The sequence below is a fragment of the Stenotrophomonas sp. P5_A8 genome (assembly GCF_056400545.1).
Genome location: NZ_JBFULB010000087.1, coordinates 1 through 13474, shown reverse-complemented (window position 1 = coordinate 13474; position 13474 = coordinate 1). Strand labels below are relative to the sequence as shown.

17 protein-coding genes and 1 pseudogene are annotated in these 13474 nt (G+C 67.6%); 3 read left to right on the top strand and 15 right to left on the bottom strand.

Annotation, left to right across the window (positions count from 1 at the left end; genetic code table 11):
• Positions 1-255 (top strand): metallophosphoesterase family protein (locus AC1DQP_RS08545; protein ID WP_478051416.1); only part of this gene is annotated, 255 nt, incomplete at its 5' end.
• A 46-nt stretch (positions 256-301) separates the two neighbouring features.
• Here the strand turns inward: AC1DQP_RS08545 and AC1DQP_RS08540 are convergent.
• From AC1DQP_RS08540 to AC1DQP_RS08505, 8 genes are all read right to left on the bottom strand, one after another.
• Positions 302-571 (bottom strand): hypothetical protein, encoded by a 270-nt coding sequence (locus AC1DQP_RS08540; protein ID WP_457318305.1) that lies wholly within the window; start codon positions 569-571, stop codon positions 302-304.
• A 165-nt stretch (positions 572-736) separates the two neighbouring features.
• Complete coding sequence (locus AC1DQP_RS08535; protein WP_457318306.1) at positions 737-1984, bottom strand: FAD-dependent oxidoreductase; 1248 nt, start codon at positions 1982-1984, stop codon at positions 737-739.
• A gap of 118 nt (positions 1985-2102) precedes the next feature.
• Entirely contained in the window at positions 2103-2312 is a 210-nt protein-coding gene (gene cspE, locus AC1DQP_RS08530) for a transcription antiterminator/RNA stability regulator CspE (RefSeq protein WP_256775853.1), read from the bottom strand.
• Positions 2313-2400: 88 nt separating this feature from the next.
• Positions 2401-3147, bottom strand: coding sequence for an S-methyl-5'-thioinosine phosphorylase (locus tag AC1DQP_RS08525; protein ID WP_256775852.1), 747 nt, complete (start codon positions 3145-3147; stop codon positions 2401-2403).
• Positions 3147-3701, bottom strand: coding sequence for a hypoxanthine-guanine phosphoribosyltransferase (locus tag AC1DQP_RS08520; protein WP_312236549.1), 555 nt, complete (start codon positions 3699-3701; stop codon positions 3147-3149). Before AC1DQP_RS08520 ends, AC1DQP_RS08525 begins: the two co-directional genes overlap by 1 nt.
• Complete coding sequence (nagZ, locus tag AC1DQP_RS08515; RefSeq protein WP_478051415.1) at positions 3701-4708, bottom strand: beta-N-acetylhexosaminidase; 1008 nt, start codon at positions 4706-4708, stop codon at positions 3701-3703. Before nagZ ends, AC1DQP_RS08520 begins: the two co-directional genes overlap by 1 nt.
• Positions 4709-4805: 97 nt before the next feature.
• Complete coding sequence (locus AC1DQP_RS08510) at positions 4806-5495, bottom strand: DsbA family oxidoreductase (RefSeq protein ID WP_457318872.1); 690 nt, start codon at positions 5493-5495, stop codon at positions 4806-4808.
• 43 nt (positions 5496-5538) lie between these two features.
• Entirely contained in the window at positions 5539-6042 is a 504-nt protein-coding gene (locus AC1DQP_RS08505) for a CYTH domain-containing protein (RefSeq protein ID WP_457318871.1), read from the bottom strand.
• A 77-nt stretch (positions 6043-6119) separates the two neighbouring features.
• Between AC1DQP_RS08505 and AC1DQP_RS08500 the strand changes: the two genes are divergently transcribed.
• Positions 6120-6731: a hypothetical protein gene (locus AC1DQP_RS08500; RefSeq protein ID WP_457318870.1), complete on the top strand. Its 612-nt coding sequence runs from the start codon at positions 6120-6122 to the stop codon at positions 6729-6731.
• A 388-nt stretch (positions 6732-7119) separates the two neighbouring features.
• Here the strand turns inward: AC1DQP_RS08500 and rlmD are convergent, their stop codons facing one another.
• Entirely contained in the window at positions 7120-8454 is a 1335-nt protein-coding gene (gene rlmD, locus AC1DQP_RS08495; protein ID WP_457318869.1) for a 23S rRNA (uracil(1939)-C(5))-methyltransferase RlmD, read from the bottom strand.
• Between the two features lie 139 nt (positions 8455-8593).
• Between rlmD and AC1DQP_RS08490 the strand changes: the two genes are divergently transcribed.
• The gene (locus AC1DQP_RS08490) at positions 8594-9319 is read left to right on the top strand and encodes an Hpt domain-containing response regulator (RefSeq protein ID WP_457318868.1); all 726 of its coding nucleotides are present in this window, start codon (positions 8594-8596) and stop codon (positions 9317-9319) included.
• 238 nt (positions 9320-9557) lie between these two features.
• Here AC1DQP_RS08490 and recO read toward each other — a convergent pair whose 3' ends face one another.
• From recO to AC1DQP_RS08460, 6 genes and pseudogenes are all read right to left on the bottom strand, one after another.
• Positions 9558-10280 (bottom strand): DNA repair protein RecO, encoded by a 723-nt coding sequence (gene recO / locus AC1DQP_RS08485; protein ID WP_478051414.1) that lies wholly within the window; start codon positions 10278-10280, stop codon positions 9558-9560.
• A gap of 67 nt (positions 10281-10347) precedes the next feature.
• Positions 10348-11244: a GTPase Era gene (gene era, locus AC1DQP_RS08480; RefSeq protein ID WP_256775843.1), complete on the bottom strand. Its 897-nt coding sequence runs from the start codon at positions 11242-11244 to the stop codon at positions 10348-10350.
• Positions 11241-11921 (bottom strand): ribonuclease III, encoded by a 681-nt coding sequence (gene rnc / locus AC1DQP_RS08475; protein WP_256775842.1) that lies wholly within the window; start codon positions 11919-11921, stop codon positions 11241-11243. Before rnc ends, era begins: the two co-directional genes overlap by 4 nt.
• Entirely contained in the window at positions 11911-12294 is a 384-nt protein-coding gene (locus AC1DQP_RS08470; RefSeq protein WP_256775841.1) for a DUF4845 domain-containing protein, read from the bottom strand. The genes rnc and AC1DQP_RS08470 overlap by 11 nt, the downstream gene beginning before the upstream one ends.
• A 32-nt stretch (positions 12295-12326) precedes the next feature.
• Positions 12327-13121 (bottom strand): signal peptidase I, encoded by a 795-nt coding sequence (lepB, locus tag AC1DQP_RS08465; RefSeq protein WP_256775840.1) that lies wholly within the window; start codon positions 13119-13121, stop codon positions 12327-12329.
• A 103-nt stretch (positions 13122-13224) separates the two neighbouring features.
• Positions 13225-13474, bottom strand: a pseudogene (locus AC1DQP_RS08460) (elongation factor 4); the annotation flags it as partial.

Genomic DNA, 13474 nt, shown 5'->3' with positions numbered 1-13474 from the left:
TTCCTGCTGCGCCATGATCCGCAACCGCACCCCTCACTGCATGTGCTGTGCGGTCACATCCATCCGCTGGCGCGCCTGCCGGGCATGCAGCGACGCTGGCCCGCGTTCTGGCTGCGCGAGCGCTTGACCGTATTGCCGGCGTGGTCGCGCTTTACCGCGGGTATCGCCCCGGTGCTCGCCGCAGGCGAGCAGCTGGTGGCCTGCGTGGAAGACGAGGCGATCACCCTGCCCGCCCGTCAGGCGCGCACGGCATAGCACGCACGCTGAAGCCACCACCGACACGGTAGTGGCTTACGCTCGATTACATTGCGGGAACGAGCACGTCCGGCATCAATCGGATGTCGGCCTTGTGGGGCCGGGGCCGCACCGGTTGGCGCAGGATCTCGGCCATCATGTCGTGTGCGGCGGTACGGATGCGTTGGTGCTGCTCCGGCGCGGCATGGGTGATGAGGCTGGTGACGTGGAACTCGAATACATCGTCCATCACATCAGGCTGATCCTCGTGCAGCATCTGCAACAGTCCGCGCAGCTTGCAGATTTCGGCATCCAGGACTTCGGCCATGAACAGCATGTCACTCTCCTTCGGGGGTGCGATCGGCCCATCAAGGACCGTAGGCGCAGGCGCCGCACGCAGGCCGCGTCTACCCGTCACTTGTCGCACACACGGGGTGAGTCCACCGTCAATGGATGTTAAATGCTCCTTCATCGACGCGCTGCGCACCGCTATCAAGGGTTATCAGCAGATGCGCGCAGCATCCTGTGCAGCCATCGCGTCGATGAAACCGGGCGACAGGCCCAGCTTGCCCAGCCACCCACGCTGGGTGCCGCTGAGCACGCGCAACATGTGACCACGACCGACCGGCAGGTTGCCCATCGGCTTGAACAACACATCACGCGCACGCGCCAGCGTGTCGCGATCGGATTGGAACAACGGCGTCAGCCAGCGGCTCCAGAAGTGATAGATGGCCACATGCGCGCGGCGCTGCGCCACGTACGCCTGCAGCGCGGCATCGCGGTCGCGGTGCGCGCGCAGCGCATCGCGCAGCGCCAACGCGTCCATCAGCGCCATGTTCACGCCCTGCCCCAGCTGCGGGCTCATCGCGTGCGCGGCATCACCGGCCAGCACCAGCCGGTCTCGGCTCCAGCGCGACATCACCGCGTCACGGTAGCCCGCACGCGCCAGCTGCGCGCCATCGCGCACGCCGTCCAGGCGCGCATGCGCCTGCGGCCACAGCGTGGCGATCTCGTCCAACCAGCGCTGCAGGCCATCGTGTTCCCACTGCGCGAACTGATCACGCGGCAGGCTCCAGAAGAAACTCAGGCGCTGCTCGTCATCGCCGGGGCGCGTGCCCACGGGAAGCAGCCCGATCATCTTGCGCGCGGCCACATAGCGCTGGCGCAGTTCCTCGTAATGCGCCCAGTCGCCACGCGGCAGCAGGCACCACAGCGCGCCCCACGGGTACTCACGGTCCAGTTGGGTGCCCTGCACGTGCGTGCGCAGCGTGGAGCCGGCGCCATCGGCGGCGATCACCAGATCGTAGGGCCCGTGCCACACGCCGCGCGCGTCGCGCAGCCGTCCCTGCGTCGTGTCGACGTCGACGATGGCGGTGTCGGCGTGCAGGTTGCCCGGATGCTCCCAGGCCTGCGCCAGCAGCGAGAACAGCGCGCCACGCTGCATGCCCACGCCGTGCAGGCGCGCGTCCAGCGTGGCATAGCCCATCTCCATCACCGTACGTCCGCACGGCGTGTCGCCATACAGGCGACGCACGGCGGCACCGTGGTGCAGCACCTGCGGCAGCAGGTCCATCTGCCACAGCACCTCCAGTCCCGTGGGCTGCAGCAGGAAGCCGGCGCCGACCGGTCCGGGTGCGGCTGCGCGCTCGAAGACGTGCACGTCGTGATGGTCGCGTGAAAGCACTACCGCCAATGCCTGTCCCGCCGTGCCGTAGCCGACGATGGCGATGGTCCGTCGTGGTGATGACATGGATGTCCTTATTCGTGATCGGCATCACGCGCGATGCCGGTTGCCGCGCAGCGGTGGGTCCGCCGACAGCTAAAAAAAACCCCGCCGAAGCGGGGTTTTCAATGCGCAGCGCGATGAATTACTCGGCCGCCGGCACGATGTTCGAGGCTTGGGCGCCCTTCGGGCCCTGGGTCACGTCATAGGTGACCTTCTGGCCTTCCTGCAGACTGCGGAAGCCCTTGGAGTTGATCGCGGAGAAGTGCGCGAAGACGTCGGCGCTGCCGTCCTCCGGCGAAATAAAGCCAAATCCCTTGGCGTCGTTGAACCACTTGACGGTACCGTTCGGCATGGTGATGCGAGACCTTCTTCAATGAATGGGTGGTGTACGCTCAACCAGCGCACTGGCGGAGTATGCAAAGCTTGCTCCGCAATGACAATCACCCCCGTGCCAATTCGCCAATCAGTTCCGGCAATCCGGCCGACGCCGCGTCCACATTGGCCAGTACCTCGGCCATCGTGATTTCATCGCCATCGCCACAGCCGGCGGCCCAGTTGGCCACGATCGCCAGGCACGCATAGTCCAGACCCAGCTCGCGGGCGAGGCTGGCTTCGGGCATGCCGGTCATGCCGACCAGATCGCAGCCATCACGCCGCATCCGCGCAATTTCCGCGTTGGTTTCCAGCCGTGGTCCCTGGGTGGCGCCGTAGCAGCCGCCGTCGTGCAGGCGCACGCCGGTGACTTTCGCCGCCGCCAACACCTTGCTGCGCAGCATCGGCGTGTAGGGATGCCCAAAGTCCACGTGCAGGACCTCGCTGCCCGGCTCTTCACTCAGGGTGGAGATACGGCCCCAGGTGTAGTCGATCAGCTGGTCCGGGCAGGCCAGTACGCGCGGGCCGCAGTGTTCGGTGATGCCGCCGACCGTGTTGAGGGCGAGCACGCGTGTGGCACCGATCTGCTGCAGCGCGGCAAGGTTGGCGCGGTAGTTGATCTTGTGCGGCGGCAGTGAATGGCCTTCGCCATGGCGGGCCAGGAAGGCCACGCGCTGGCCGAGCAGCGTACCGACCCGGATCGGGCCGGACGGCGTGCCGTAGCGCGTCTCCACCTGGTGGCTGCTGACATCATCCAGCTGGGCCAGTTTGTAGACGCCGGTACCGCCGATGACGGCGAGTGAAATCGCTTCCATCATTCCTTCATCGCATAGATGGCCGGCACGCAGCGCAGCGTTTCGTTGACGTCCATGCCGAACCCGAACACGTAGCGGTCCGGCAGGTCGATGCCGGCGTAGTCGGCCTTGACGTCGGGCAGCGCACGGTCGTGTTGCTTGACCGTCAGCGCGGCGATGCGCACGTCGGTGGCGCCCTGCTCCAGGCACCAGGTACGCACGCCCTGCAGGGTGTAGCCCTCGTCGAGGATGTCATCGACCAGCAGCACGCGACGGCCGAACAGCGCGGTGGCCGGCTTGTGCTTCCACACCAGGTCGCCGCCGGTGGTTTCACCGCGGTAACGGGTGGCGTGCAGGTAATCGAACTGCACGTCCTGACCGCGCGCGCCCAGTTCCAGCGCAAGCTGGCCGGCGAACGGCAGCGCGCCGTGCATGATCGACAGGAAGAGCGGCACTTCGCCCTTGTAATCGCGCGCGATGGCGTCGGCGATGGCGGCGATGGCCGTGTCGATGGTGGGACGGTCGACCAGCAGGTCGGCCTGGGCCAGGGCCTGGGAAATGGTGAGGTTGGGCATCAGACGGTTCTTCCAAGGGTGTCAAGCAAACGGGATTGGGTGGTGCCATGGCGGGTATCGGCCAGCAGGCCGTCCCAGCCCAGCGCGCCGCGACCGATCAGACCGATCAGCGCAGCGGTGTTGAGGGTGCGCGGCTGGACCGCGCGCAGCGATTCTTCGACCAGTTCGGGATGGCAGACCAGCACCACGTCGCAGCCGGCATCCAGGTGTGCGTCCACGCGCGCCTTCACCCCGCCTGCGGAGAACGAGGCAGCCATGCCGATGTCATCGGAGAACACCACGCCGCGGAAGCCCATCTCCCCGCGCAGGATCTGCTGGATCCAGCGCGGCGAGTAGCCGGCCGGTTCCGGCGCAWTCTGCGGGTAGACCACGTGGGCCATCATCACCGCATCGGCGCCGGCGTCGATGCCGGCCGCGAACGGCACCAGGTCCAGTGCACGCAGTGCGTCCAGCGTGCGCGGGTCGGAGGCATCATCGACATGGGTGTCTTCGCGGACCGTGCCATGGCCGGGGAAGTGCTTCAGGGTGGCGGCCATGCCGACGCTGTGCATGCCCTCGATGTAGGCGCGGGTGAAGGCGGCCACCACCTGCGGATCGGCGCTGAAGGCGCGGTCGCCGATGGCGAGGTTGCCGCGGCCCAGGTCGACCACCGGGGCGAAGCTCAGGTCCACGCCACTGGCGCGTACTTCGCTGGCCATCAGCCAGGCGTGCTGGGTGGCCAGCGCCAGGGCGGCCTGCGGGTCCTGCCGGTACAGGGCATYGAAACCCTGCAACGGCGGCAGCGCGCTGTAGCCCTCGCGGAAGCGCTGCACGCGTCCGCCTTCCTGGTCCACGCAGATCAGTTGCGGGCGCGGTGCGGCGGCGCGGATCGCTGCGGACAGCTCGGCGACCTGCTGGCGCGAGGCGAAATTGCGCTTGAACAGGATGACGCCGGCCACGGCGTCGTGCTGCAGCCAATCGCGCTCCTGGGCAGTGAGTTCGGTCCCGGCAACGCCGATCACGAGCATGGTCGATCTCCAATACGGGGCGCCATGATGGCGCACTGCCGCATTGTCGCAGAACCCGCGCGCGCTAGGCCACGACTGCCGGTCGCCGCATATTCACCTAGGCGCAGCCGTCCGGGCCGCAGTGGGCCCCGTCGGCCGGACCGGCGGCATCGGGCGTCGCCGCGGCGATCTCGCGCAGTGCCTGCGCGAAGGCCTCCGGCGGCTGGGCGCCCTGGATGGCATAGCGATCATTGACCACGAAGGTAGGCACCGACTGGATGCCCATGGCCTGGGCCTGGGTGAGCTGGGCCTGGATCTCCTCAAGCCCCTCCTCGCCGGCCAGCAGCGCGGTCACCCGCTCGGCCTGGATGCCGCCTGCGGCGGCGGCGTCGATCAGTGTCTGCGGGTCGGCCAGGTTGCGGCCTTCGACGAAATGGGCACGGAACAGCGCCTCGCCCACCGGGCCCTGCACGCCTTCACGCCCGGCCAGCCACAGCACGCGGTGCGCCGGCAGCGTGGTCACCCGCACCTGGCCCTGGTCGAAGTCCATCGGCAGGCCCTCGGCGCGCGCGGCGGTCTGGGTCTGGGACAGGATCTGTTCGGTGCGCTCGGCACTGCCGAACTTGGCGGCGTAGGCCTGCCGCAGCGGCACCGGGGTGACGCCCGCATCGGGATCGAGCAGGAACGGATGCCAGTGCACCTCCACCTGCGGGGCGTCGTCACCCAGCAGGGCCAGGCCCTGCTGGAAACGGTGCTTGCCGATCCAGCACCAGGGGCATACCACGTCGGACCAGATATCGATTTTCATCCGACCAGACTGTGGGCCGCCCGGGGCGATTGCAAGATGGGGCTCAGCCCCGTTCAGCAGCCGACCAGCGCGAGAACGGGTGCGCGGCCAGCGCCAGATTGTAGTAGCGGACGTGGTCGGTAACCTCGGTGCCGGCCCACGCGGGCAGGTCGATGGCCTGGTCGGCGTGTTCCAGCTCGACTTCGGCCACCACCAGCCCGGCGTTGTCCCCGAGGAACTCGTCCACCTCCCAGACCAGGCCGCCGTGATGCACCAGGTGCCGCCGCTTGTCGATCAGCCCGCCCACGCACAGCGCCAGCAACGCGCGCGCATCCGCCACCGGGATCGGGTAGTCGAACTCCTGGCGGGTGTGCCCGATTTCGCGCGACTTCATGTTGAGGAAGGCCTGCTCACCCTGGATGCGCACGCGCACCGAGGCCTTCTGCGCGCCGCGCTCCAGCGAGGCGGTGTCGTTGAGATAGCCCTGCGCCATCGGGATCACCGCGTGCGCGGCGGCGCGCCAGCCATCGCCGGTGACGAGGTATTTGCGTTCGATTTCAATGCCCATGTGCACAGTATGCGCGATCGTGGGGACGCGGCCGAGGCGTGCTTCTATACTGTTTGGCTGCCCTGCAAGGACGCCCGATGAACCACCTGCTCGCCTCCTCGTTGCTGTCGCTGCTGCCGCTGAGCGCCGTGGCTGCCACGCCGCCGACCCACGCGCAGATCGAGGCGTCGATCCTGGCGATGATCGACGCGGAGAAGAAGCCGGCCGCCTCCACCCAGGATCTGGTGCTGCACGCGATGTTCACCCCGCGCGGGTTCGAGCACGGGCCGTGTTTCGCCAGCGCTGACGTAAGCGGCGCGTACGAGTGCCTGGTCGGCATGGAGATCGGCATCAGGACCCGCTACCGCATGCTGCGCCTGGTTCCGCAGGGCATGGGCTGGGCGTTGGAAAAAGCAGATGTGCCGGCGCCGGTTCCTCCGCGCGAACGCGCCCGTGCGCTGCTCAGCGAACGACTCGACGAGCGCATGGACAGCATCACGGATGCCACGGCGCGCGGGGAGATGCGGGCCTCCCAGAAGCGGCTGCAGGTCCGGGCGATTCAGGACTGCGAGCTGCGCAGCACCTACGCGGCGGAGATCACCTGCGAGGTCACCGCAGGCGATGGCACCGAGCGCGGCACCGAGCCGCAGACGTATGTGTTCGATGCACAGGGGCAGTGGCAGAACGCTCCTCTCAATGCCGATCGGTAGGCGACGCTGGGGCTGACGCGAGGTCGCCAGCGCCGCACCGCGTATCGCCTCGGCAGGGGCGACGCCAGTCGACTGCCAATGGCAGGCCTCAGCGCGACGATGGCAGGTTCCCAGCGAAGGCCCGGCATCCCCGCGCATGCAGCCCACCGTTGCCCTCGATCAGGGGCATGCGTTCCCGGACGCGGTCGCAGCGCCGCCCGTCGACTCGGGTCCGACCCTGCCGGCATCCGCGCCGCCGCCGGGACCGGTCCCGGCGTGCGCCTACCAGCGGTGCGTCGGTTGCCTGGTCGGCATGCGTCCACCCGCGGTGACGACGGTTGACTCATCAGCAGGCGTCCACCCGCGGTGACGAGGGCGACCGTACCGGTCGCCGGCCTGCGGTCAGCGCTCAGCGCTTCTCGAACACCGCGATGCTCTCCACGTGCGCGGTGTGGGGAAACATGTCCATCGCACCGGCGCTGACCAGTGTGAAGCCCTGCTCGTTGACCAGGTAGCCGGCATCGCGGGCCAGCGAACCGGGATGGCAGCTGACGTAGACGATGCGCTTGAACTGCTTCAACGGCAGCTGCTGCAGCACTTCAATGGCACCCGAACGCGGCGGATCCAGCAGCAGCTTGTCGAAGCCCTGGCGCATCCACGGCGTCTGCCGCTGGTCCTGGGTGAGGTCGGCGGCAAAGAACTGCGCGTTGTCCAGGCCGTTGCGCGCCGCATTTTCCTTCGCGCGCGCCACCAGCCCGGCCTCGCCCTCCACGCCGACCACTTCGCGCACCGTGCGCGCCAGCGGCAGGGTGAAGTTGCCCAGCCCGCAGAACAGATCGAGCACGCGCTCGTCCGGGCCCGCGTCAAGCAGTTCCAGGGCCAGCGCGATCATCTTCACGTTGAGCTTGGCGTTGACCTGGATGAAGTCCAGCGGGCGGAACGCCAGCTCGACATCCCACGGCGCCAGCTTGAACGACAGCGGCACCTCCGCCGGCCACAGCGGGTGCACCGATTCCACGCCACCGGGCTGTAGCGAAATGGCAAAGCCATGTTCCTGCCCGAAGGCGGTCCAGGCCGCACGGTCGGCATCGGTGAGCGGCTGCATGTGGCGGATGGTCAACATGATCGCGTCATCGCCGGCGATGAATTCGATCTGCGGGATATCGCGCTTGCCATCGAGGGTTTCGATGAACGCGGCCATCACCCCGACCTTGCTGCCGATCTCCGGGATCACGGTCAGGCACTGCGACAGGTCGGCCACAAAGCGCGGATCCTGCTCGCGGAAGCCGACCAGGGTCTTGTCCTTCTTCTCGACCCGACGCACCGAGAACCGGCCCTTGCGGCGGTAGCCCCAGCTGTCACCGACCAGCGGCGGCAACACCGTGCCGGGGGTGACGTGGCCGATCCGGGTCAGGTTGTCCATCAGCACCCGCTGCTTGGCCACGATCTGCTGCGACTCCTCCAGATGCTGCAGCACGCAACCGGCGCAGACGCCGAAATGCGGACAGCGCGGCGTCACCCGCTGCGGCGAGGGCTGCAACACGTCCAGGGTGCGCGCTTCGTCGAAATGGCGGTTGCGGGCGGTCGGTTCAGCGCTCACCACTTCACCCGGCAGCGCGCCGGTGATGAAGGTGACCTTGCTGCCCTCGCCTTCGCGGCGGGCCACGCCACGGCCATCGTGGCTGAGGTCGAGGATGTCGGTCTGGAACGGCGTACGGTCGAGGCGGGAGCGGGTTCGGGCCACGTGGCAACAGGCTGCGGGCAAAAAGGGTGCGTATTGTCGCAGATACGCAGCTCGGACTGCCAAAAGCACCCCTGTAACCGCTTGCAGCGCGCGTGCGCATGTTTAATATGGCGCATAGCTGACATGGAGGCAGCCACAAATGCAGATGACCCCGCGGGATCCCATGCCCCGATTCCTGCTCGTCGAGGACGACACCATCAGCCGCGGCTTCTTCAAGGCCGCGCTGGAAGCCCTTCCCGCCGAGGTGGACACCGCCGATTCGTTGGCCACGGCCATGGATCGGGCTCGCAGCGGCCAGCACGACCTGTGGCTGATCGACGTCAACCTGCCCGATGGCAACGGCACCGAGCTGTTGCAGGCCCTGCGCCTGTCACGCCCGGACACCCCAGCGCTGGCGCATACCGCCGATGGCGACACCAGCATCCACGCGCGGCTGCGCGATGCCGGCTTCAGCGAGACCTTGGTCAAGCCGCTCAGTGGCGAGCAGCTGCTCAAGGCGGTGCGGCGCGCCCTGGTCAACAGCCCCGGCAGCGCGCCCTCGGCACTGGGCACCGGCGCGGACGCCGAGCGCGAGGACTGGGACGAAATCACCGCCCTGGCCGCGCTGAATGGGCAACGCCATCACCTGATCGCGCTGCGCGAGCTGTTCTTGGCCGAGCTGCCGGGGGTCCGTGACGCGGTCGCCCAGGCCCTGCTGCAGCAGGATGCGCGCGCGCTGCACGGGCAACTGCACCGGCTCCAGGCCAGCTGTGGGTTTGTCGGCGCCGCACGGCTGGCGCGCGCGGTGCGCCAACTGCACCAGGCGCCGCAGTCCAGTGGTGCGCATACGCGATTCCAGGCGGCAGTGGAATCGTTGCTGCATTGAGGCCGAGGCAGAGGCCAAGGCAGCCGGGCATGGCCCGGCTCTACCAGGAGCGCGCGCAGCCGGGCTTGGTCCGGCTCTGCCGGGAGCGCACGTAGCGGGCTTGGTCCGGCTCTGCCGGGAGCGCGCCTAGTCGGGCATGGTCCGGCTATGCCGGGAGCGCGCGCAGCCGGGCTTGGTCCGGCTCTGCCCGGAGCGGGTGATGTTCTGTTGGGCACGGTGGCGTGCCCGGACCGCTCGCCTAGCGGCGACGCGCCAGGTCTTCGAGCATTTCCCAGGACTTGAGTCCGCGCCAGCCCAGATGGTGCAACAGCACCGCGCGCATGCCGCGGCGCAGGCTGGCCAGGTCGTCAGGCCCCGGCTGGCGGTCGTCGGCGAGCGCGAGCAGTGCACTGCCGGTGGCCGTGCCCCGGCGTGGGTCGGTGCCGCGTTCGCTGAGCAGCCGGCGCGGTCCCTCCTGCGGGTCCAGTTCGTAGCGGGCGGCCGGATCGACCGGTTCGCCCTCACTGCCGTGGGCCAGATCGAACCCGAAACCGAGCGCTTCCAGCAGGTCGCGCTCGAACCGGCGCAGGGTCCAGGCCAGCGGTTCACCGTCGCGCAGCCGTTGGCGCACCAGGCCGTAATGGTCGTACAACTCGGGCAGCGGGTCCTGGCGGGGTGCCAGGCGCATGATCAGTTCATTGATGTAGAAGCCGGCCAGCATCGTCTCGCCGCCGAGCCGAGGCGCCGCGTCGAGCGCCTCAGCGCCCCGCAGCTGGGCCAGTTCGCCGCGCTGCACCGCGCTGAAACGGATCCATTGCAGCGGCTGTAGGGCGGCGCGCAGCGCCTGGCTGCGCGGGCTGCTCACGCCGCGCGCGAGCAACCCGAGCCGGCCATGCTGCTCGGTCAGTACTTCCACCAGCAGGCTGGTCTCACGCCAGGCCCGGGCATGCAGCACGAAAGCAGGTTCGTCGTCGATGCGCATGGCTCAGCCGTCAACGGCAGGCGGGTGGCAGGCCGGCGGCCGTCCTCGGACGGCACGCCTGCCCGGCTTATTCGTAGCCGAAGGCCTTCAGCGCGGCTTCGTCGTCGGACCAGCCCTCACGCACGCGCACCCAGGTCTCCAGGAACACCTTGGCGTCGAACAACCGCTCCATCTGCATGCGCGACTTGGCGCCGATGTCCTTCAGGCGGGTGCCGCCCTTGCCGATCACGATGGCCTTCTGGCCTTCGCGTTCGACCCAGATCACCGCACCGATGCGCAGCAGGTTGCCGTCTTCGACGAAGCGCTCGATCTCCACCGTGGTGGCATACGGCAGCTCTTCGCCGAGCTGGCGCATCAGCTGCTCGCGGACCAGCTCGCCGGCCAGGAAGCGCTGGCTGCGGTCGGTGATCTCATCCTCGCCAAACATCGGCGGGGCTTCGGGCAGCAGCTTGAGCAGGTCGCGCACCAGCGCTTCCAGCCCGTTGCGCTTCTGCGCCGAAATCGGGTGCACGGCGGCGAAGTTGCGGCCTTCGGTGACCTGCTGCAGGAACGGCAGCAGCGCGGCCTTGTCCTTCAGCCTGTCGACCTTGTTGACCACCAGCACCACCGGGATGCCCGAGTCGCTGAGGACGTTGAAAGCCAGGGTGTCTTCCTCGTCCCAGCGACCGGCTTCGATCACCAGCATGCCCGCGTCCACGCCTTCCAGCGAGCCACGCGCGGCGCGGTTCATCACCCGGTTCATCGCGCGCTTCTGAACACGGTGCAGGCCGGGGGTGTCCACCAGCACCAGCTGCCCTTCCGGGTAGCTGGCAATGCCGAGCAGCCGGTGCCGCGTGGTCTGCGGGCGGTTGGAAACGATGCTGACCTTGGCGCCCACCAGGGCGTTGGTCAGGGTGGATTTACCGACATTGGGACGGCCGATGACCGCCACGCTGCCGCAACGATGGGGGATTGCTTCGCTCACTTGGAATCCAGTTGCTCGAGGGCGGCCGCAGCCGCCTGTTGTTCGGCCAGCCGTCGCGAGGCACCTTCGCCTTCGGTGCTGACAGCGGGATCGGCTACGCCGCAGCGTACCCGGAAGGTCTTGGCATGATCATCACCCGACTCTGACAGCAGCTCATAGAGCGGCAATGTCTTCTGCCGGGCCTGCAACCATTCCTGCAGGCGGGTCTTGGGGTCTTTTTCGGGCTTGCCGGTGGCCGGCAGCGTATCCATCGAGGGACCGAACCAGGGCAGCACGACGCTCTGGCACGCATGGAAGCCAGCGTCCAGGTAGATCGCGGCCACCACCGCCTCGAGCGCATCGGCCAGGATCGAGTCGCGGCGGTGCCCGCCGGTCTTCATCTCACCCGGCCCCAGGATGAGCCGGTCGCCCAGCTCCAGGGTGCGGGCGATCACCGCCAGCGCGCCTTCGCGCACCAGCTCGGCGCGGGCACGGGTCAGCGCGCCCTCGTCGGCCTTGGGCCAGCGCTGATACAGCGCCTGGGCCACCATCATGTTGACGATGCTGTCGCCGAGGAACTCCAGCCGCTCATTGTTGGGCGTGCCGGCACTGCGATGCGTCAGGGCCTGCTGGAGCAGGCCCGGATCCTGGAAGGGGTGGCCGATGGGGTCACCGCGTTGGAAAGTCTTAGTCGACACCGTTGAGGGTCAGTTCCTGGTTCGTATCAAATTTGCCAACCACATCGAGGTTGCCGAGCAGTTCACGGCGGACCTCGTAGTTGACCTTCATGTTCCAGCCACCACTGATCCGGTCGAACTTCACATTGGCCGGCTTCACGTTTTCCGAATAGCTGATGTACAACCGCTTGAAGAACATATCCTGCACGCGCGCCGGCTCCATGTTGCCGACACCCGGCTCCTTGGCCAGGCTCTTGAGTGCCGAGCGGACCGCGTAGTACTCCTGGTACATCGGGAACAGCTTCATGCCGATATACAGGCCGAAACCGACCACGATCAGGACCACGAGGAACGAGGTCAGGGTCATGCCACGCTGCGTGTTCATCGTCTTCATTGCGTTCTCCCCAGATACGCTTGTGTGATGGATCAATTGATGCTCGAGCCGATCCGCGAGGGCTCGAAACCGTCCTTGCAGAACCAACCCGAGCAGTTCAGCCAGATCAGGAAGGCCTTGCCGCGCAGATTTTCCTCCGGCAGCAGACCCCAGAAACGGCCGTCATCGCTGTTGTCGCGATTGTCGCCCATCACCAGGTACTTGCCCGCCGGTACGGTCCACTGGCCTTCGCCACGCGGATAGTCGGTTTCCAGCACGGTATGGGTACGGCCCGGCAGGTGCTCGACCAGCAGCGAGCTGCCCTCGCCCTGGCCGCGATGGCCGGCGTACAGGCCCTTGTTGTCGTACTTGAGCGGCTCGCCATTGAGGATCAGGCCATTGCCCTGGAACACGATCTGGTCGCCCGGAATACCGATCACCCGCTTGATGAAATTCTCGCCCTTGGCCGGGTCGGTGTCCGAATGGCCCGGGAAGTGGAACACCACCACGTCGCCGCGCTTGGGCTCACCCAGCGGCACGATCTTGGCGTTGTTCAACGGCAGGCGCAGGCCGTAGGAGAACTTGTTGACCAGGATGAAATCGCCGATCAGCAGGTTGGGCATCATCGAGCTGGACGGGATCTTGTACGGTTCGGCGATGAAGCTGCGCACCACCAGCACGATCGCCAGCACCGGGAAGAACGCCCGGGCGTAGTCGACCATCACCGGCTCGGTGTCCAGCAGGCCGGCGCGCTGGGCGCGGCGCTTGGCGAAGTAGAGCTTCTCGCCGAGCAGGATCAGGCCCGAGGCCAACGTCAGTACGACCAGGAGAATCTCAAACAATTTCATGCAGTGTCCTTGGGAACGATTGCAGCGGTGCGGGGGGTGGTTCCCCTCGCGCCGGGCGACACCGTACGGTGCCGTCTGCCGCCGCCGGGAAAGCCATCCGGCCTTACTTGTCCATCTGCAGCACGGCCAGGAAGGCTTCCTGCGGGATCTCCACGCGGCCGACCTGCTTCATGCGCTTCTTGCCTTCCTTCTGCTTCTCGAGCAACTTCTTCTTGCGCGAAACGTCGCCACCATAGCACTTGGCCAGCACGTTCTTGCGCATGGCCTTGACCGTGGTGCGGGAGATGATCTGCGAGCCGACAGCCGCCTGGATGGCCACGTCGAACTGCTGCCGCGGGATCAGTTCCTTCATC

Excerpts from the sequence above, each read along its gene's own strand:
- AC1DQP_RS08540 (WP_457318305.1), bottom strand. The coding sequence starts at position 571 with ATGCTGTTCATGGCCGAAGTCCTGGATGCCGAAATCTGCAAGCTGCGC.
- AC1DQP_RS08535 (WP_457318306.1), bottom strand. The coding sequence starts at position 1,984 with ATGTCATCACCACGACGGACCATCGCCATCGTCGGCTACGGCACGGCG.
- cspE (WP_256775853.1), bottom strand. The coding sequence starts at position 2,312 with ATGCCGAACGGTACCGTCAAGTGGTTCAACGACGCCAAGGGATTTGGC.
- AC1DQP_RS08525 (WP_256775852.1), bottom strand. The coding sequence starts at position 3,147 with ATGGAAGCGATTTCACTCGCCGTCATCGGCGGTACCGGCGTCTACAAA.
- AC1DQP_RS08520 (WP_312236549.1), bottom strand. The coding sequence starts at position 3,701 with ATGCCCAACCTCACCATTTCCCAGGCCCTGGCCCAGGCCGACCTGCTG.
- AC1DQP_RS08510 (WP_457318872.1), bottom strand. The coding sequence starts at position 5,495 with ATGAAAATCGATATCTGGTCCGACGTGGTATGCCCCTGGTGCTGGATC.
- AC1DQP_RS08505 (WP_457318871.1), bottom strand. The coding sequence starts at position 6,042 with ATGGGCATTGAAATCGAACGCAAATACCTCGTCACCGGCGATGGCTGG.
- AC1DQP_RS08500 (WP_457318870.1), top strand. The coding sequence starts at position 6,120 with ATGAACCACCTGCTCGCCTCCTCGTTGCTGTCGCTGCTGCCGCTGAGC.
- AC1DQP_RS08490 (WP_457318868.1), top strand. The coding sequence starts at position 8,594 with ATGCAGATGACCCCGCGGGATCCCATGCCCCGATTCCTGCTCGTCGAG.
- recO (WP_478051414.1), bottom strand. The coding sequence starts at position 10,280 with ATGCGCATCGACGACGAACCTGCTTTCGTGCTGCATGCCCGGGCCTGG.
- AC1DQP_RS08470 (WP_256775841.1), bottom strand. The coding sequence starts at position 12,294 with ATGAAGACGATGAACACGCAGCGTGGCATGACCCTGACCTCGTTCCTC.
- lepB (WP_256775840.1), bottom strand. The coding sequence starts at position 13,121 with ATGAAATTGTTTGAGATTCTCCTGGTCGTACTGACGTTGGCCTCGGGC.